Below are 19,749 nucleotides of genomic sequence, written 5' to 3' on the forward strand. Positions count from 1 at the left end.
TTGAACTGATAAATCACATCGGAAAGATTCTTAAAATACCCACTTTAAAAGCAATAACTAACCAACAAGTTGATTAAATTTTTGCGCCAAACATGGGATAGTAATCCCCATCGGCTCTGGCTTTGATGCCATCCCACGCCCACTTAAAGGAGAAGTTCCCGTCATGGATAGACCGTTGCCCCCTGCCCTAAGCCCCATAGCTCAGCAGTTGAGTGAGTCATCAATTCGTACTATCGCGAATTTCGGCATGACCCAAGCGGATGTGATTCCGCTGTGGTTTGGCGAATCGGACATTCCAACCCCAGATTTTATTCGCCAAGCCGCGGCGCACGGTCTTGAGCAAGGTGACACTCGCTATACCCCGAATAACGGTATACCTGCGCTTCGTACCGCGCTCGCCGAATATCAAAACCGTCTTTATGACCAGCAATTTGACCAGCACAATATCGTGGTTACCGTGTCTGGGACGAATGCGGTCATGCTGGCCGCGCAGACCTGCATCAGCGCCGGCGATAAAGTGGTGGTCATCACGCCGGTATTCCCTACCTTATTCGCCGTACCGCAACTACTCGGCGCAAAGGTAGAACAGCTGCAGCTAAGCCAAAATGGTCATCGCTTTGAGCTGGATTTAGACGCGCTATTTCACGCAGCTAAAGATGCCAAAGCGATTGTCATCAACAGCCCGAACAACCCAACCGGTTGGTGCGCGACCAAAGAACAGATTGAAGCAATTTGTGAATTTGCTCGACGAGAAAATGTCTGGGTGATTTCTGATGAAGTGTACGCACGCCACACCTATGAAGGCGACAGCGCGCCATCGTTTTGCACCTTTATGCGCGAATCTGACCCGATCATCGTTTGCAATAGTTTCTCTAAAGCTTGGTGTATGACTGGCTGGCGTTTGGGGTGGTTAACCTTGCCGCGCGCCATCACACCCACCATCACCAAATTGATTGAGTTTAACGTCTCATGCGCACCAGGCTTTGTACAAGCTGGTGGTTTGGCGGCGATTACCCAAGGTGAACGTTTTATCGAACAAACTCGCGAGCGCTTTTTGACCGCCCGTGACATGGTGGCACAAGCGCTCAGCGATATTCCTGGCGTGACCTTGTATGACATGCCTGCCACCTTCTATGCGTTTGTCAAAATTGATGGCCTTGCGGCCAATAGCCAAGCGTATATTTTACGTATGATTGAAGAGGCGAAAGTCGGTGTGGCACCAGGCGAGGCATTTGGTCTTGGCGGCAGTGAACATCTGCGTATTTGCTACGGCTGCGATTTAGCGGTGCTTGCAACAGCCCTAGAGCGCATTCGCGACTTTTTATTAACCCATCGCCCAGAGTAATGAACCGATGCGTTAAGCGTTGGTGTTTGATCTTAAACCGAGCAGCATAGAGCCCTGACAGTTACGCAAATCACGTGCGACTAAAATGCCTCATGTTGCTCATTTTTAAGCTGATTCACAGTTATTACTCAATTTTTTTCTGCCAAGTGGCAAGAGTCAAAAGCCTAAACTAGCCTGTTATTTATACTCACTAGATTGCATAGGCATACACATTTGGTTTATTCAGCCCCGCATGTAAAGCATCACTCTTTGATTCGCTATTTTGTCAAAATTTGTCGACCACTGGCAGCCATCTGTTTGGGTTTCTCGCTCCTTAGCCTCAGTGGCTATCTGGTCGATTTAGAGGTGCTGTATCGCCCAATTCCAAGTGGTCCTGCCACCAATCCATTAACCGCAATCTTAACCACGCTACTGGCTCTGGGTTTGATGCTTCCACCACGCACTCGCCCCTGCCTTTCAGCGATGTGCGCCTACATTGGGTTACTGTTTATTAGCATGCGTTTAGTCGATGAACAATTTGGCACCAGTAACGCTGCGTTGATCACCAGTTTTCTCTACAACCCCCTTGAGCACCTTAACGACCCACGCAACAATGTGATGGGGCTAAACACGACGGCGATGTTACTGCTGCTGTGTCTGGCTAATATTTTTCGCCGCCATCGCAAAGCGTTCCTATCACAAATATGCAGCTTTATCGCACTCGCCATTCCGACGGTAGCCATCACTGGTTATGCTTACGGGCTTGAGAATTTTTATGGCGACATGTCACTTATAACCACAACACTAGGATTGCTGCTGTCGATAAGTTCGCTGTTTATTACCTCAAGCCGTGGTATCGTGCGCGCCGTGCTTTCACCCTACATTGGTGGTCGAATCGCGCGGGTGCAGGTCGTGGTCGGGTATCTGTTTTGCTTTATTTTGGGCTATATGCTGGTGCAATCGCTGGTCAACACTGGCTTAGAAAACCTGTTTGGCGCGTATGTGGTCGCCACCAGTTGGTTTATCATTCTGCTCGTAGCAATGAGCGCTGCAGCGCAAGAAAAAATCGATCGCGAACGGCGCACAGTCGAGCGTAAACTGAACCAAATTGAAACCCTTGACCAACTGACCGGGCTGTATAATCGCGTCGCCTTTAGCCAAGAAGCAAGCAAATGTATGGCGTGGCAGCGGCGCAAAAACTCCACTCTGTATGTGATGCTCATGGACGTGGATTACTTTAAGAAAATTAACGACCACTTTGGTCATAGTGTGGGTGATGAAGTGTTAGCCACCATCGCAAACGCGCTAACAAATAGCTCTCGCGAGACAGACCTATTGTGCCGTTATGGCGGTGAAGAATTTGTCGCTCTGGTGGATGTCAACGCTCATTCAGGAGCGCTGATCATTGCCGAAAAGTTTCGTATGGCGGTGGAAGGCATTTACATCAATGATTTTACCGATGTTCATGGCGCGCTGTCGGTATCGATAGGCTGCGCGCCACTTAACGATATGATTGGCCTAGAACAGGCGCTCGCTAATGCAGATAAAGCCATGTACCGTGCCAAGCATTACGGTCGTAACCGTGTGATCTCCTTTGAACAGGAGTTCACGGCTATCTCTGCCTGACACAGATTAACCCAGTGGCAAGGTTTCAGCACTTAGGCTGAAATAGCCCGCGCCTTTGTCGAAACAATCAGATAGTGCTGCTTATAAACAACCCAGCCGTTGAGCATTAAGCATCCCACCGCCAGCCAGATCGGCACGTAGGTGATGAAATCAGCCTCGGAAAACGACTCTCCAAGTGCAAGCGCGACCAGAAACAGCAGCAGAGGTTCCACGTAGCTAAGCATGCCAAATAGCGAAAGCGGCATCCGCTGACTGGCGGCAATAAAGCTCAGCAGCGCCATGCAACCTAAAACGCCAAGCCCGGCGATGATCAACCAGCCATTGTTACCTTGCTCAGCAAAGAACGCCCAGTTCCAGTTTTTCTGATACAAAATCGCCACGCCAAACGGCAGCATAACCAAATGTTCGACCATCATGCTGTGCAATGCACAAAGATTCAGGCGACGCTTTAAAATGAAATACGGCGGATAACCGAGCATCACCACCAATGACACCAGAGAAACGCCGCCGTGACGTAAAAGCTCAGCCCCTACCCCAATCAGCGCTAAGCCAACCGCTAGACTTTGCAAGCGTGACAAACCCTCGTTAAACAGCACACGGCCAGTCAGCACCAAGGTCAATGGCATCAAAAAATAACCCATCGCCAAATCTTGCGCATGACCATTAAGTGGCGCCCAGCCAAATAACCACACTTGTACACTCATTAATACGCTGCACACCACGACTATCATCAGCGAGCGTGGCGTATGGATAACCTCACTTAGCGCCTCGCGAAATGCGCGTCCTTGCTTGGCGATAGCGAGCGCAAGCAGCATGATAAAGACGGTCCCCATAACCCGCCAACCAAACACAGCAAAACCATCTAATGGTTCAAGCCAAACACTGTAGTAAGACAAGGCACCGAACAGCACAGATGCACTAAGACAAAATAAAATTCCGATAAGCAAGGCCAGTTCCCTCTGTTTAATCCATGCAATAAGGCGCGAAACGCCACCGCGATTGAGAAATCACTCAACAATGCAATTAATAAACCGACTTAATGAATACCTTGCAGACTATTTAGCTAGCGCTTTCGAACCAAGCAGCGCCGTGAAAGCGTATTCGAGTGTTATCCTAAGCGCGGCGGCGCCGTTGCACCACAAATGCTCAGGTTCCCCACAATTGTGCTTTAACGATAAAAATAGAGTTATTTTTCAACACGATATACCAAAAAAAATCATTCTTTCGATAACAGAGCCGTTTCGATAAGCAACGGTTTTGATAAACAAGCCGCTTATCGCCAATAAAAAGGGCTAGCCTATCGCTAACCCTTTCACTGCATGTCCAATCAAACGTTTGAACCGGACTGGCCGTTTATTTCATCGCCCAAACGCGAAATGATTTGCCTTTCAGTTTGCCATCATTGAGCAGATTCAGCGCTTTTTTCGCGACGCTTTGACGCACTGCGACATAGGACCAAATGTCTTTAATTTGGATTTTGCCGACTTCGCTACCCGCGATCACTTTGCCTGCCGTCAAGGCGCCAAGAATGTCGCCCGGGCGCAATTTGTGCTTCTTGCCACCTTCAATACGCAAGCAGGTCATTTCTGCACGCAGCGGCGTGGTATCCAAACCCGACTCGCTCGGCAAGCTGCTAAAGCTTTGCGGGCCGAATTTGTCTTCAATAAGCGCTAAACGCATACCATCATTTGGCCCAACGAGGCTGGCAGCTACCCCTTTAGCACCGGCACGGCCTGTGCGACCTACGCGGTGAACGTGCACTTCTGGCTCATGAGCCATATCGTAGTTGATCACCAAATCCAGCGCATCAATGTCTAAGCCGCGCGCCGCCACATCGGTGGCCACTAAAATCGACACACTTTTCAGCGCAAACTGCACCAAAGCTTGGTCGCGCTGACGCTGGTCCAGATCGCCATGTAGCGCTTTAACACTAAAGCCTTGGGCATCCAAATCATCAGCCACATCTTGAGCTTCACGCTTGGTGTTACAGAAAATTACTGCACTTTCAGGGCGATGTTTTAGCAGCAATAGACGAGCAGCTTGCAAACGGCTATTGGCATCGTTGACTTGGTAAAAACGCTGACTAATGCTGAGCTGGTCGTGGCGTTCTTTAAGCTCAATATTAAGCGGGTTGTTCATCATTTCACGCGCCAGTTGCGCAATAGGCTCTGGGAAGGTAGCGCTAAACAGCAAGCTTTGACGCTCGCGCGGCATAAAGGTCGAGATCTGTTCTAAATCTTTGTTAAAACCCATTTCTAGCATGCGATCCGCTTCATCCAGCACCAACTGAGTTAAATGACTCAGATCCAGACGCTGTTTTTGCAGGTGATCAAGTACGCGCCCTGGCGTGCCAACAATGATGTGCGCGCCGTGTTCCAGCGAGCCAATTTGCGGCCCAACCGGCACACCACCACATAAAGTGAGAATCTTGATGTTATGAATACCACGCGCAAAACGGCGCAGCTCTTTGGCCACTTGGTCGGCCAATTCGCGAGTTGGACACAGCACCAAAGACTGAACACGAAAACGCTTTACTTCAAGACGTTCAAGCAGCCCCAAACCAAACGCCGCCGTTTTACCTGAACCGGTTTTGGCCTGCGCCAATACATCCCTGCCATCCAAAATGGCGGGCAAACTGGCTTGTTGAATTGGCGTCATGGCGCTAAAGCCAAGTTCTTTAAGGGTACTGAGTAAAGACGGTTTAAGCGCCAGAGAAGAAAAGTCGGTGTTGGATGATGTCACAATGAATCCTGTGGCTAAATTTTAACCAAGTCGCAATAAAGGGCGCTATTGTAACAGTAAGTGCCAAGATAAAAAGCGTTAACTGCGCTTAGCTTGCCTAAAGGTCAAGCGCGACTGCGAACACATTGAAACACGCCGTACTCGCTATAAAGATTGACAAAGAGCTTAGGCACTGAAAACATAGCCGACTTGGCAATCGGCCAACCAGAAAACAACATTAGGAATTGGTTTTATTACTACCATGTTAACGCTATCTAACAAGGTGACACTTGCCGACTGGGAAATTGAACTATCGGCGATACGTGCGATGGGCAACGGTGGACAAAACGTCAATAAAGTTGCCACCGCCATTCATTTGCGTTTCGACATTCAGCGCTCGACGCTACCGGATGTCTATAAACAACGCTTGTTGGCGCTGCAAGACAGTCGCATCACCAAAGATGGAGTGATTGTGATTAAAGCTCAGTCGCAGCGCACTCAAGAAAAAAATAAAGAAGACGCGCTCAATCGGCTCAAAGAGCTGATTCAATCTGCAATGGTAGAAGTAAAAACGCGCCGCCCAACCAAACCGACCAAAAGCTCGCAGATCAAACGCGTCGAGGCGAAAAAACGCACCGCAGTGACCAAAAACTTACGCGGCAAAGTCGACTACTAACATTCAACTGCGGCTTAGCAATTCGTTAAGCACAAAAAAACGCTTTGACCGAAACCAAAGCGTTTTTTGTATTTTCATCAGCTACAAATTCGCCAGCGAATTAGAATGCCGCCTCAATCGTACCGTGGAAAGTGTCGTCGATAAACTGACGCACCGCCTCAGACTGGTAAATCTTAACGAATTTCTTGTAGGCTTCTTTGTCTTGATCTTCTTTACGCGCAGCAATGACCATCACAGCCAGCGGCGCATCTTTTGGCTCAAGATAGATACCTTGTTTTTTCGGATCCAGCCCTGCCGACATCACGTAGTTCATCGTGATCGCAGCTGCATCAACATCATCCAAAGTACGAGGCAATTGCGCGGCGTCGATTTCTAGAATCTCAAAATGTTTTGGATTATCAATGATATCGTTAACCGTTGCTTTAAAGCCCACACCCGGTTTTAGCTTAATCAGGTTCGCATCAGCCAGCAGCAACAAACCACGGCCGCCATTGGTCGGATCGTTTGGAATCGCGATGCGCGCATTATCTGGAAGTTCATCCAGAGATTTATAACGGTTTGAATACACGCCCATACGCATCAAAATCGATTTACCCATCGACACTAAGTCTGAATCGTTGTTGCTATTGAAATTATTCAAAAAGGGTAAGTGCTGATAGCTATTAAGGTCGATGCTGCCATCGGCAAGCGCCGCATCAGGGGTGATAAAGTCAGAAAACTCAACCAACTCCACTTTAAGGCCTTGCTTAGCGGCTTCTTTTACCGCCGCTTCAACCACTTGAGCATGAGGCCCAACCGTTGCACCGACTTTAAGTACTTTGTCTTCTTTTTGGCCGCAAGCGCTCAATCCTAGCGCAAGACCCACTGCACATAACCACGTCAGCGCGGTTTTTATTGTTTTCATTACATCCTCCATAACAACATCATATATAGACGTATAGACATCTAAAAAAGCATACTACCGTGCAAAACTTAAGATGCAATCAGATTCTTTCGCCATCACATTAGTCTGCAAATATGATGAAATTCCCCTAACCCCTTGCCAATACTGAGCTTGCACTACATTTCAAGCCTAGTGAGCAATCAAGCCAACTAAATTGACGACCAAATACAGTGAAAAATGAGTTCAATGGAAAAAAATTTAGTATTTTCGTTTATTCCATGATTTGCATATACATACCCCCAACCACACCCTAAGGCGTAAAAAAATAATCGCATAATTGCATACTTTTTAGTGAACCGATTCTAATCTTTTAACGTATGAAATCGGGTTAGCTGACGTATCGCTAGCGGGAATTACAGCTTCGCGTTGTAACGTGCAACGCAATCATAATGATAGGAATCGATCATGAATACACCGTTTACTACGTCGTTAAAAACCTTATGTCTCAGCGCGGCCTTGATTGGCGTTTCTACTTCTGCGTGGGCGGGACACCACCTCAGTGTGAAAGCCATGGATCAAGATGTGTCTGGTGGCACCGTCACTGCGCAAATGATTAAAGCCGATGCCAACGGCTGGATGGTGGTACATCGCACCGATAAAATGATGAAACCGGGACCTGTGGTTGGTTACGCACCGCTGAAAAAAGGGGCTAACAATGACGTCACCGCAATTCTGACCGAACCTGTTATGTCGGGTGATATGCTGATGTTAATGCTGCACGGCGAGGATGGCGGCATGAAAACGGGCGTGTTTGAATACACACTCGGCTCCAAAGCTGACGGCCCAGTCCGCGAAGGCGGCAAATTGGTGATGGATGTCATCACGGTTAAATAACCCGTTACCACCTTAAAACGCGTTGGTTCGCGTCACCCAATTACCTGTAAAGGCATGCTAAACGCATGCCTTTATTTTTTCTGCTCAATTCATCAACAACCAAATAAAAGCGGCTGAATAATAAACACTCGCTTCCAAACGCCAATTTGATTAACGTGGAATAACAACGAGTAACACGCGATAAAGTTAAGGATAACTTATGACTCAGACTCCCCCCTTTGACGCGCCGACTTTTCGTCGCCAACTGCACCAACATCCTGAACTCTCAGGCCAAGAGCAACATACGTCTCGCGCAATCTGCGAGCAGTTACAAGGCTTTGGGCTTGAGCCGATAACCGACATCGGTGGTCATGGCATCATATGTATTATCGAAGGGGAACACGCAGGTGACACCACATTGTTACGGGCTGATTTTGATGCGCTACCAATTACCGAGGTGGCAAGCCATGGTCACATCTCCCAGAAACCGGGAATCATGCACGCCTGCGGCCACGATGGCCACACCACCTCGCTGCTTAAAGTCGCCGAGCAGCTTAGCCTAACGCCACCACCATGTGGCAAAGTCATTTTGCTGTTTCAACCAGCGGAAGAAATCGGCACAGGTGCAGCCGCGATGCTAAGCGACAGCAAACTCAGTGGTATGACGATTGACCACGCTTTCGCCTATCACAATTTACCCGGTCATCCGCTGCATCAAGTCATCGTTAAACCGAGCACCTTTGCCTGTGCATCAGTGGGCGCTAAAATCGAACTGCAAGGCAAAACCTCACACGCGGCATGGCCGGAGCACGGCATCAATCCAACCTCAGTCATGCTTGAGATCATTGAATTTTTGCAAGCCTTACCCGATCAATATCGCGATGTATTCAGCCTAGTCACGGTCGCGCACGTCAAACTTGGTGACGCTGTGTTTGGTGTAGCACCTGGCAGCGCGACCATACTGGCGACGATGCGCAGCGAATGTAACCAGACGTTTGCTGCAATGCAGCAGGCGCTAAGTGACAAACTCGCTCACTTAAAATTACACAGCGAGCTTGACGTGCACCTTAGTTGGGATGAACCCTTTCAAGCCGCGGTCAATGATGAGGCGCACTACCAAATGGTCAAACAACAAGCACAAGCGCTGGGACTAAACGTCACCGAACTGGCAGAGCCGATGCGCTGGTCAGAAGACTTTGCTGAGTTTTTGGCGCAAACCAAAGGCGCACTGTTTTGCATCGGCAGCGGCGAGCACCACCCAGAATTGCACAACCCTGATTACGATTTTCCCGATCCGTTGCTTGAGACCGCAGCCGCGCTGTTTTTGGCACTGATTAACGATCTTCATCAAATTGAATCACTCGAACGCGCCAATTCCTAATCAATGAAAAGCCAAACCAAGTGTAACAACTGATTGATTGACAATAACTTTTAGCTAAAAATCACAAAATGATAAATTGACCACTTAAAAGTTGTGAATCAATCAGTAATTTCCCAAGCTGAGTATTAACTCTAGCTACGCCTTGTGATTAGCCATATTTCCCAACAAAATCTAAGTAATACAAAAGTTTACATTTACCACTGACTCAGTACTTAAATCCGCATTTTACGGCCGCAAAATATTTTCATACTTTTGCACAATAACGCCCTGTTTTTAAAGGGCGTTTATTGTTCATATGCACAAAGAAACCTAGCGTTCACTTGCTTATATTGGGTAACCAAAAACATCACTTTTGATCATTAGGTCGCCTTGTTTCTCGCCGTTTAGTCTATCGCCGTTTCGAAGCTCATTCGCCGCCCTGATGAATTAAAAGCAAGCCTTAACACTGACGTGCGAGCTTGAATAATAAAGTCCTTCATATTTATGTCTTCAAAGGGTGAACTATGAGCGCAAAGAACAAAATACTATTATCGATCGGCGGACTGTTTATGTTCGTCATCGCCTTGATTATCGGCGTGGGATACATCTCGTTTAGCGACTCTTCTCAGCAAAATTATACCGACAAGCTCAAAACCGAGGCGGCACTTATTGCCTCTGGCGTTGAACAAAAAATGCTGCGTAACTTTGACATGCTCAAAATGTCGGCCGACTCCATCGACATCAACGCAGCCGGCGAGCTTAACGAACAGCAATTGGTCGAAAAACTCAAATTTATGGAAGGTCACTATGACATGGTGGCGTCCTTTTTCGGTACGGCGGATGGCACCACTTATCGCGTCGACGGTGAAATTCAAAACTTCAATGCCAAAGCCGCTGGCCGCGAATGGTACACACGAATCATGGACGGCGAAGTTGACGTTATCACGACCCCTTATAAAGCATCGTCGGGCAAAATTATTATGTCGTTGGTTGAGCCAGTGAAGCGTAATGGTCGAATTGTGGCCATTATCGGTGCCAATATCGCGCTTGATGGTATTACGTCCTACATCAAAAACCTGTCTGAGAAACAGCAAATTTATGTCGCGCGTAAAGATGGCTACATTCTGTCGGCCAAAGATGCCGAAAGCGTGGGTAAAAACCTATTTGAACTGCGCCCAACTTACGCCAGCTATCGCCAACAAAATGGGTCAGGCCACACCTATGAACATAACGATCAAGCCTTCTATGTGGTAAGCGCCATTTCTCAAGAGCTAGGCTGGAGCGTGTGGAGCTGGGAAAGCGTACAAAATATCACTGCGCCATCCAGAGACAATCTGCAAAACAGCCTGATTCTTGGCATTGTCGCCCTCGCCATTGCTGGCGCGCTGAGTTACTACTTAGTGGTCAGTTTAATGTATCGCCCAATTGGCGGTGAGCCGACTGAAATTGAAGCTATCGTGCGCAAAGTTGCCGCCGGTGACCTATCTCTCGCGGGCAGCGCGCGCGGTCATGAAACCGGTGTATTGGCGGCGACCCTTGCCATGGTCGACAACCTCAAAGACACCATGAAACAAATTCAAACCTCGGCTGAGCGAATCGACCACTCGTCGGTTGAGATGTCTGAAACCTCATCACAAGTAAAAATCAGTTCTGAATCGCAAATGCTGCAATTAGAGCAAGCCGCCACAGCAATGAACGAAATGTCGGCATCGGTGGATGAAGTTGCGCGTAACGCCCTTAAAGCATCAGATTCAGCCAAAGGCGCTAATGGCTATTCAGAGCAAGGGATGCGCATGGTCAGCGACATGAACCAGAGCATTATTGAACTGGTGGGCGGTATTGAAGCCGTGGTGAACGTCAACCTTGAGCTTGAAAAAGCCACCCAAAGCATTGGTCAAATTCTGGAAGTGATTGACGGTATTTCGGAGCAAACCAACTTGCTGGCGCTTAACGCAGCCATTGAAGCGGCGCGTGCAGGTGAACACGGTCGTGGCTTCGCGGTTGTGGCCGATGAGGTACGCAGCTTAGCGAATCAAACCAAAGAGAGCACCACGGTGATTCAAGACACCATCAATCGCTTGCAACATGAAGCCAGCCGCTCGGTGGAGCTGATGCGCATCAATATGAAAGATGCTCAGACTACCTCGGAAAAATCGGCACTTGCTAACCAAGCACTGCAAGAGATTCAAACCTCAGTGGCGCTGATTCAAGACATGAACACCCAAATAGCCGCCGCAGTGGAAGAACAAAGCCATGTGGCCTCTGAAATCGGCGCCAATGTGGTGGAAATTAACGACTTGGCGAAATCAACATTTGATGTGTCTGAAAGCAACCACCTGCGCTCGCAAGAGATGACCCAAATCGCTGGCACGCTGAATAAATCGATTGAGATCTTTAAGTGGTAATACTTCCTCGCAGCACTTAAAGATCACAAACAAACCGGGCCAATTGGCTCGGTTTTCTTTTTTTATTGATGGCAAATCACACGATAAAACCGCTAGTTCAGCAGATCACGTACTTGCTGTTTTTGCTCAGCGCTAACTTTTACCTGATCAATCAAATCAAACACGGTTTGGTCTTTATGGTTCTTGATCGTAACGTCTGCGCCTCGGGCCAGTAACGCCGCTAGTTTTTGTTTAGTACTATCGACTAACTCAGCAGAAATATTAGACTTACTCGAATAGGCCAAAACCATCGCCAATTTCATCACCGCCGTATATCCACCTCGGTCAGTTAAGTTGGGATTGAGACCGCTATCAAGCAGATCTTCAAAGGTGGTTATATTTGTCATGTCGCGTGAGATGACGGCACGATGCAAAATGTCACTTTGCTCCTGCTTTGCTAGCTGCTCGGGGTGAAAGTCAGCAATCAAATCTTGCAGTGTGGCATCATTTGCCCGCATACGTATCGCAGTGAGCATGGCTGAGCTGCCATCTAATTTTTGATTGAAGTCGATAGTGCCTTCAAAACTTGATAGATACGGATTGGAGTCTAAATTACCGTAACGCAGCAGAGGCATGACATGGAAACCAACGTCGGTCAATCGATAGCCGTGGTCAAGGGAATATTGGATTTTGGCGTGTTTACTCGCTTCGCTAAGGCTTGAAGTAACAATAAAAGCAATTAAGCGCCTATAACGCTTATCGTTCACATCATTGACGACATCAAATATGGTACGAAACATCTCGATATCGCCGTAATAAGCGGCTTTTTGCAATGGCGAGTTGAACTCTCCATCCGGTTTCGCTTCATTAACATCAAAACCAAAAGCAAGCATTTGTTTAACCAATTGCGTATTGTTGGCCTTAATCGCAGCGTCAAACAGCGTGTTTCCATCACCGAGTTGATCAACGATGTAACCAATCCCCTGCCAGTTTAGAAACTGCTGCCACTTTTGTGCGTCGAGATTGTGAAGGCTCATCCCATACTCAGCCAATGACCGCTCAATGTAGGGATAATCGCCAACATCGCGCTTAGATATTACAGCCGTTGATGGTGCAGTGATGGCGCGCGTTTGAGAGTCTGGATTTGAACTCATAGCCACATCATGTTGATCATCGCCCGCTATCGATGACTCAGTAACACTGGCTGAATTTGATTGATGCGAACCTAAATAGAAGCCATAAAAGTAACTAAAAGTGATACCGATAGCGAGCACAGAAGCGGGAAGCCAAAAGGATTTCATTGATAACAACTCAATATAAGGGGCAAGCAAGTGAGGCAATAGCGCCACAAACCAAATCGGCTCGACGTTGGTACCACGCTTGCTAATAACCTAAGGAAATATAAAAGGAATTTATAAATGCCAAAAGTTGCGAATGATGTCAATTCTCATTATCAAAAAACATTGGCACCAACAACAAAACGCCGAAATCAGACAGTCTGGTTTCGGCGTTAAAGCTTATTGAAGGGCTAGATTTTTGGGGTGTAAAAGCTATTTAGCAAGCACATATGGAGCAGGAATTTGCTGACTAATGCAATGAATATTCCCCCCACCGAGCAGCACTTCACGAGCTGGAATACCGACAATGGTGTAGCTTGGCAGCGCTGACTGCAAAATTGCGACAGCCTGCTGGTCAACCTTGTCATCCAACAACGGCAAAAACACATGCTGATTAACGATTAAAAAGTTCGCGTAAGAGGCACTTAAACGCTCGCCGGCATCACGCACCATCCCTTGGCTGGCATCAACGCCACTGGCCTCTTGCTCGCTATAATACAGCGGCCCGGGAAGTGGCAAGCGGATGATTTCAATGGTGCGCCCCATCGCATCGGTTTGCGCCTTGAGTGCTTGCTCAGCCAGCCTCGATAACGAATACTGCGGATCGTTTGGATCGTCTGTCCAGCTCAGTACAACTTTGCCCGGTGCAATCACATGCAAAATGTTATCAACGTGACCGTCGGTTTCATCGTTGTACAAACCGTTTGGCAGCCATATGACTTTACGAATGCCAAGATAATCCGCCAAGTGCTGCTCAAGCTGTGCTTTACTCAGCTGCGGATTGCGCCCAGGGCTTAACAGACACTCTTCGGTGGTGTACAGCGTACCTTCGCCATCGCTGTGAATCGAGCCACCTTCAAGTACAAATGGCGCTTGATAGTGTTCGATTCCAATGTGCTGGCACACCTTCGCCGCCACTTGGTCGTCGGCCAGCCAATCGGCGTACAAGCCGTTGAACTCACCGCCCCAGGCGTTAAACCGCCAACTGACGCCGCGGCGCTGCCCTTTGCCATCAACCAGCACCGTCGGGCCAATATCACGCATCCAAGCATCGTTGTACGCCATCTCAACCAGCTCGACCTTTTCATCCAACTGCGCGCGAGCATTCACCCACTGCTGGGCGCTGACTGCGACGCGCACTGGAGTGACACTTGCGATGGCATTGGCGATGCGAGCAAAAGTTTGCTGAGCAGGCTTGGCGCCATCGCGCCAGTTATCGCTGCGCTCCGGCCAAGCCAGCCAAACCTGATCGATGGGGGCAAACTCGGCGGGAAAATAAAAGCCATCCTCGGCTGGGGTGGTTAAGCGTTCCATGCTCACTCTCCTAATTACAGCGCTAGTTTGCCGACATGGCCGTACAGCTCAGGGCGACGGTCGCGGAACAAGCCCCAAGCGTGGCGGGCTTTGGCGGTCGCTTCGAGATCGATCTCAGCGTAGATAATGGTTTCACCTTCGCGCGGCGCTTCAGCGATTTTTCCGCCGGTGTGGTCGGTAATAAAAGATGAACCGTAGAAAGTGGTTTCAATGCCATCGTCAACTTCAACCCCAACCCGGTTTGAAGCGATAACTGGCACCAAATTCGCCGCCGAGTGACCTTGCATAGTGCGTTGCCAGTGATCACGCGAATCAAGGCTTGGATCTTGTGGCTCACTGCCGATTGCGGTGGGATAAAAAATCACTTCGGCGCCTTGCAATGCAAGGCTGCGGGCGAGCTCTGGGAACCATTGATCCCAGCAGATGCCAGCGCCAAAATCACCAAATTGGGTTTTCCACACTTTAAAACCGGTGTCGCCAGGGCTGAAATAGTATTTTTCGCTGTAACCCGGGCCATCTGGAATGTGCGATTTACGATAGTTTTCCAGTACCGTGCCGTCGGCATCGATCATCACCAGTGAGTTAAAAAAGGTGTTGCCGGCTTTTTCAAAATAGCTGACCGGAATCACCACATTAAGCTCTTTGGCAAGCGCACTAAGCTCTAAAATCACCTCGCACTCTTTGGTGCTCTGCGCCAATTCGAAATATTTCGCTTCCTGCTTTTTGCAGAAATACGGCGCCGCAAACAGCTCCTGAGGCAAAATTACGTTCGCGCCATTGGCCGCCGCTTCACGAATCGCCGCTTTAACTTTGGCCAAGTTATCGGCCAGATCCCAACTGATTGCCAGTTGCACTGCGGCAAACTTTACCACTCTACTCATGTTGAATGTTCCTTTTTCTCAATCGCTTACAAGCGCTATCAATTCGTTAAATGGCCAATTTGTCGCGCAGGTTATAGTACGCCGCGCCGATGGCAGTAAATGGAATTTGGAAATGTCGTCCGCCCGGGAAGGTCGGATGCTTAAGCGAGGCAAAAGCATCAAAACGCTCGGCGTGACCCGTTAGCGCTTCGGCCAATAATTTACCCGCTAAATGGGTACAAGTAACACCATGACCACTGTAACCTTGCAGGTAATAAATGTTGTCATCAAAACTGCCAAATTGAGGCATGCGTGAGTAAGTGAGCAAGAAATTGCCAGTCCACGCGTAATCAATGCCGATGCCTTTGAGCTGCGGAAAGACTTTTTCCATTTTAGGGCGAATCAAGGCTTCGACGTTATCTGGATCGCGCGCGCCGTACACCACACCACCACCAAACAACAAGCGTTTGTCCGCGGTCAAGCGGAAGTAATCGAGCAAGTAATTGCAATCTTCAACGCAGTAATCGCTGGGTAGAATTTCAGCCAGTTGCTGCTCGCTCAGTGGCTCAGTGGTAATCACTTGAGTGCCACAAGGAATCGCTTTATTGCTGATATTCGGCGCTAAGCCGCCAAGATAGGCGTTGCCCGCCAGCACCAAATACTTCGCTTTCACGCTGCCGTTTGCGGTGTGCGCTACGGGATTGGTGCCTTTTTGAATTTCGGTTACCGCCGATTGCTCAAAAATCTGCCCGCCCAATGACACAAACGCCGCCGCTTCACCAAGGGCAAGTTTGAGCGGATGAATATGACCGCCGCGCATATCCAAAAGGCCGCCGACATAAGCGCGGGTGCCCACTTGCTGCTCGAGTTCATCTTGGCTGAGCATGGTGAGTTGGTCATTACCATAGCGCTCCCAACCAGCTTTGTGTTCGGCCAAACCTTTGAGCTGCTTGTTATTTAGCGCGGTAAATAGGCCGCCATGCTTGAGGTCACAATCGATTTGGTATTTATCGACTAGGCCGCGAATGATATCGCCACCTTCAAAAATCATATTGCACAGCGCTTTGGCTTGCTCTGGCGGATAACGGCTTTCAATCACATCGACATCGCGGCTGTAGCTATTGACGATTTGACCGCCATTACGCCCAGTGGCGCCAAAGCCGACTTTGCTGCCTTCCAGCACCACCACTTTGAAACCTTTTTCGGCCAAGTGCAGCGCAGAAGAGAGCCCGGAGAATCCGGCGCCAACCACACAGACATCACATTCGATGTGGTCGTTGAGCTGCGGATAATCGCTGCCCGCCCCCACCGAATGGGCATAGTAGGAATCGGTATGTTTGTTCATCTCAATCGTCCTTATTATCTCGCCTGACCTTAGCGGTGCAGACGAATCCATGTGGTTTTGGTTTCGGTGAATTTTTCCAGTGCGTGCAACGACTTATCGCGGCCATTGCCACTCATTTTAAAGCCGCCAAATGGCACCGTCATATCCCCTTCATTATAGTTGTTGACCCAAACCGAGCCCGCTTGCAGTTGCTTGGCAACCCGATGTACACGGTTGATGTTATCGCTCCAAAGCGCCGCGCCAAGGCCATATTTTGAATCGTTGGCAATTTCAATCGCCTGCTGTTCGCTATCAAAGCCAATCACGCACAACACTGGGCCGAAAATCTCTTCTTGAGCCACCGTCATGCGGTTATCAACATTATCTAAAATCACCGGCTCAACAAACGCGCCTTGACCGCCAACATCGCCGCCGCAGCGCAGTCGCGCCCCTTCGGCGACGCCTTGTTTAACATAATTGAGCACTTTGGCTTTGTGGTCTTGGTCGATGAGTGCGCCCATTGCCGAGCTCGGATCAAGCGGATCTTTTGGCGTAAAGCGCTTCGCAGCGGCGATAACTTTTTCAACAAAAGCATCTTTAATCTGGTTATCGACCAACAAACGCGTTGCCGCAACGCACACTTCACCTTGGTTGTAAAAACAGCCCGCAGCGGTTTCTGCCGCGGCGCGGTCAAGGTCGCCACAATCGGCAAATACAATATTGGCATTTTTGCCACCGGCTTCGGCGAACACGCGCTTAAGGTTGGTTTCACCGGCGCTGACCATCAGTTGCCCGGCGATGCGGGTTGAACCCGTAAATGCAATGCAATCGACATCCATATGCCGTGCCAGCGCATCTCCCGCCTCGTGCCCGTAGCCAGTAATCACTTGAAATACGCCGTTTGGCAGCCCAGCTTGAATGGCTAACTGACCAAGGAAAATCGCGCTTAACGAAGATTTTTCAGACGGTTTCAGAATCACGCTGTTACCGGCGGCTAACGCGGGTCCTAGCTTCCAACAGGCGATCCACAGCGGAAAGTTCCACGGCACCACCGCTGCCACCACACCAATCGGCTGGTGCGTAATAAAGGCATGCACATCTTGCTCGGTTGGCGCCACTTCACCGTACACTTTATCTACCGCTTCAGCGTACCAACGCAGCGCGTTGGCCGCGCCCGGAATGTCGGTGCTGGCGCTGTGGGCGATCGGTTTACCGGTATCTAGAGTTTCTAGCAGCGCAAGTTGATCATTGTTGGCATCAATAAGGTCGGCAAATTTATTTAGTACCGCTTTACGCACGCTCGGCGCACTTTGGCTCCATTCGCCGCGTTGAAACGCCTCACGCGCAAACTGCACCGCGGCATTGACGTCTTGCTGATCACACCTTGCAATGTGAGCGATGGTTTCATCGCTGGCGGGATTGACCACAGCAATGGTTTGGCCTGTGGCGGCGCTGGCGTATTCACCGTTAATAAAAGCACGACTTTCTATCGCGCAGCGCTGTTTGAGTTCATTCCATTGTTGCTGGGTTTTCATACGCTCTCCTGCTGTCTGGCAGGCCACTTAGAAGGTGGTAGGCGTATGCGCGCTCACCATTCTGCATGGCTTGTCTGTGTGATTTGTAAACCGGTGCGGCTGAGTGGTATCTATGATGTACGACTCACCCGCTTTAATTAGCAAAACCTGGTCTTTGTATTCGAGGGTAATTTCCCCCTCAAGCACAGTGCCAATTTCTTCACCTTCGTGTTCTATTCGCGCCGAACCTGTGGTGCCGTGCGGCGGGTATTCTTCAATCAAAAAACCGATTACTTGCTTCGGGTTACCGTTCGTGACCAGTTTCATCGATACCGATTCGCTACCCATTTCAACGAGTTCATCGGCGGGAATAACCACTTTGCGCTGATTCTCTATCTGCTGTTCAAAGATAAAAAACTCCGACAGCGACAACGAAAACACGTTAACAATTTTTTGCAACGAGCTTACCGACGGACTGACTTTGCCATTCTCTATCGATGAAATCGCACTGTGGGTAATGCCAGCTTTTTCGGCTAACTCCCGCTGTGACAATCCATGCTCTTTGCGTAGCTGAACAATATTTTTACCAACTAACTGATTGTCCATTCATACAGCTCCTGTATTAGAGAGAAGCTGCCAATATAAATTCTTTAAATAAAATTTGAGAGAAATGATTACTTTTCGCTTTCCATTCTGGGTGCCACTGCACGCCAACAAAGAATTTGTGTAACGGCAGACTAAACGCCTCTACTAACCCGTCTGGCGCTTTGGCTTCGACCTTAAGGTTTGGCGCCAGTGCTTTTACACCTTGGTTATGTAAGCTGTTGACTTCAAATGCATCGCTTTGCGGCCAGTGGGCTTGCTGTAACCAAGTTTTAAATACGCCGTCACTCTCTACCACAACGCGGTGCGCCGCGGCATACTTGACGGCAAAATCTTCAGTCGATGGTTCGCGGTGATCGTCAAATCCAGATTTGTGCACCGCAGGATCAAGGCTGCCACCAAGGGCAACATTCATCTCTTGAAAGCCGCGACAAATGCCAAGGCATGGCAGGTTGTTGTCCACCGCGTAGCGCAGCAGCGACAGAGAAAGCTCATCACGGCGCTCGTCCATGTAGCTTTCCGTGTGGGTGGCTTGATAACGATAAGGCGCCACGTTGGAGTGGCTGCCCGGGAACAACAGTCCATCACACATCGCTAACACTTGTTCGAAATCCTGAACATCGATCGCCGCCGATAAAATGATCGGCACGCCGCCAAAATCGCTGATGGCCTTGAGATAAAATTCGTTGACTGCCTGAATGTCGTAGCCTTTAAGCGATTTAGCGCAACTGACTACGCCGATAACTGGCTTTTTAGTTGAAGACATCAAACCATCCTTGTTCGATTTATTTAACAATCACCCTACAAACCGCGCAAAAAATTATCAACAGCAGTGTTCGATATATTAAACAAATCGTGATTCAACTCTCCTTTTTGGTCGAAAAAAGCACAAAACACGTTCGAAATATTGAGCAATTAGCCACCAACTGTTACAAGTTAGTTAAAGAACG

General features: G+C 48.9%; 16 protein-coding genes. 6 read left to right on the top strand and 10 right to left on the bottom strand.

Annotation, left to right across the window (positions count from 1 at the left end):
• Window positions 1–163 precede the first annotated feature (163 nt).
• Together BLS03_RS02740 and BLS03_RS02745 are read left to right on the top strand one after the other, a co-directional pair.
• On the top strand, window positions 164–1,345 hold the full coding sequence (locus BLS03_RS02740) for a pyridoxal phosphate-dependent aminotransferase (RefSeq protein ID WP_093269308.1): 1,182 nt from the start codon (window positions 164–166) through the stop codon (window positions 1,343–1,345).
• A gap of 249 nt (window positions 1,346–1,594) precedes the next feature.
• Window positions 1,595–2,950 carry a GGDEF domain-containing protein gene (locus BLS03_RS02745; RefSeq protein WP_176765503.1) on the top strand — a complete coding sequence of 452 codons (1,356 nt, stop codon included), beginning with the start codon at window positions 1,595–1,597 and terminating at the stop codon, window positions 2,948–2,950.
• Window positions 2,951–2,982: 32 nt separating this feature from the next.
• On the opposite strand, the gene rarD is transcribed toward BLS03_RS02745, so the two are convergent.
• Window positions 2,983–3,897, bottom strand: coding sequence for an EamA family transporter RarD (gene rarD / locus BLS03_RS02750; protein ID WP_176765504.1), 915 nt, complete (start codon window positions 3,895–3,897; stop codon window positions 2,983–2,985).
• Window positions 3,898–4,303: 406 nt separating this feature from the next.
• Entirely contained in the window at window positions 4,304–5,692 is a 1,389-nt protein-coding gene (gene dbpA, locus BLS03_RS02755; RefSeq protein WP_093269318.1) for an ATP-dependent RNA helicase DbpA, read from the bottom strand.
• A 241-nt stretch (window positions 5,693–5,933) separates the two neighbouring features.
• Here dbpA and arfB point away from each other — a divergent pair, with 241 nt between their 5' ends.
• Window positions 5,934–6,347 (top strand): alternative ribosome rescue aminoacyl-tRNA hydrolase ArfB, encoded by a 414-nt coding sequence (arfB, locus tag BLS03_RS02760; RefSeq protein ID WP_093269322.1) that lies wholly within the window; start codon window positions 5,934–5,936, stop codon window positions 6,345–6,347.
• 100 nt (window positions 6,348–6,447) lie between these two features.
• Here arfB and BLS03_RS02765 read toward each other — a convergent pair whose 3' ends face one another.
• Window positions 6,448–7,251 carry a MetQ/NlpA family ABC transporter substrate-binding protein gene (locus tag BLS03_RS02765; RefSeq protein WP_093269325.1) on the bottom strand — a complete coding sequence of 268 codons (804 nt, stop codon included), beginning with the start codon at window positions 7,249–7,251 and terminating at the stop codon, window positions 6,448–6,450.
• Between the two features lie 444 nt (window positions 7,252–7,695).
• Here BLS03_RS02765 and BLS03_RS02770 point away from each other — a divergent pair, with 444 nt between their 5' ends.
• The 3 genes from BLS03_RS02770 to BLS03_RS02780 all read left to right on the top strand — a co-directional run bounded on the left by BLS03_RS02770 (window position 7,696) and on the right by BLS03_RS02780 (window position 11,868).
• Entirely contained in the window at window positions 7,696–8,124 is a 429-nt protein-coding gene (locus BLS03_RS02770) for a DUF7282 domain-containing protein (protein ID WP_093269328.1), read from the top strand.
• Between the two features lie 199 nt (window positions 8,125–8,323).
• Entirely contained in the window at window positions 8,324–9,484 is a 1,161-nt protein-coding gene (locus tag BLS03_RS02775; protein ID WP_093269331.1) for an amidohydrolase, read from the top strand.
• A 503-nt stretch (window positions 9,485–9,987) separates the two neighbouring features.
• Window positions 9,988–11,868 carry a methyl-accepting chemotaxis protein gene (locus tag BLS03_RS02780; RefSeq protein WP_093269334.1) on the top strand — a complete coding sequence of 627 codons (1,881 nt, stop codon included), beginning with the start codon at window positions 9,988–9,990 and terminating at the stop codon, window positions 11,866–11,868.
• A gap of 92 nt (window positions 11,869–11,960) precedes the next feature.
• On the opposite strand, the gene BLS03_RS02785 is transcribed toward BLS03_RS02780, so the two are convergent.
• The 7 genes from BLS03_RS02785 to BLS03_RS02815 all read right to left on the bottom strand — a co-directional run bounded on the left by BLS03_RS02785 (window position 11,961) and on the right by BLS03_RS02815 (window position 19,565).
• Complete coding sequence (locus BLS03_RS02785; protein WP_093269336.1) at window positions 11,961–13,148, bottom strand: ankyrin repeat domain-containing protein; 1,188 nt, start codon at window positions 13,146–13,148, stop codon at window positions 11,961–11,963.
• A 249-nt stretch (window positions 13,149–13,397) separates the two neighbouring features.
• Window positions 13,398–14,498 (bottom strand): agmatine deiminase, encoded by a 1,101-nt coding sequence (gene aguA, locus BLS03_RS02790; RefSeq protein WP_093269339.1) that lies wholly within the window; start codon window positions 14,496–14,498, stop codon window positions 13,398–13,400.
• Window positions 14,499–14,512: 14 nt separating this feature from the next.
• The gene (gene aguB / locus BLS03_RS02795; RefSeq protein ID WP_093269342.1) at window positions 14,513–15,379 is read right to left on the bottom strand and encodes an N-carbamoylputrescine amidase; all 867 of its coding nucleotides are present in this window, start codon (window positions 15,377–15,379) and stop codon (window positions 14,513–14,515) included.
• Window positions 15,380–15,425: 46 nt separating this feature from the next.
• Window positions 15,426–16,703: an NAD(P)/FAD-dependent oxidoreductase gene (locus tag BLS03_RS02800; protein ID WP_093269345.1), complete on the bottom strand. Its 1,278-nt coding sequence runs from the start codon at window positions 16,701–16,703 to the stop codon at window positions 15,426–15,428.
• Window positions 16,704–16,732: 29 nt separating this feature from the next.
• Window positions 16,733–18,217 carry an aldehyde dehydrogenase gene (locus BLS03_RS02805; RefSeq protein ID WP_093269348.1) on the bottom strand — a complete coding sequence of 495 codons (1,485 nt, stop codon included), beginning with the start codon at window positions 18,215–18,217 and terminating at the stop codon, window positions 16,733–16,735.
• 27 nt (window positions 18,218–18,244) lie between these two features.
• Window positions 18,245–18,802, bottom strand: a complete 558-nt coding sequence (gene puuR, locus BLS03_RS02810) for an HTH-type transcriptional regulator PuuR (protein ID WP_093269351.1) — start codon at window positions 18,800–18,802, stop codon at window positions 18,245–18,247.
• Between the two features lie 16 nt (window positions 18,803–18,818).
• Window positions 18,819–19,565 (bottom strand): gamma-glutamyl-gamma-aminobutyrate hydrolase family protein, encoded by a 747-nt coding sequence (locus tag BLS03_RS02815; protein ID WP_093269354.1) that lies wholly within the window; start codon window positions 19,563–19,565, stop codon window positions 18,819–18,821.
• Between the last annotated feature and the right edge of the window lie 184 nt (window positions 19,566–19,749).

The organism is Vibrio xiamenensis, from assembly GCF_900100015.1.
Taxonomy (GTDB): domain Bacteria; phylum Pseudomonadota; class Gammaproteobacteria; order Enterobacterales; family Vibrionaceae; genus Vibrio; species Vibrio xiamenensis.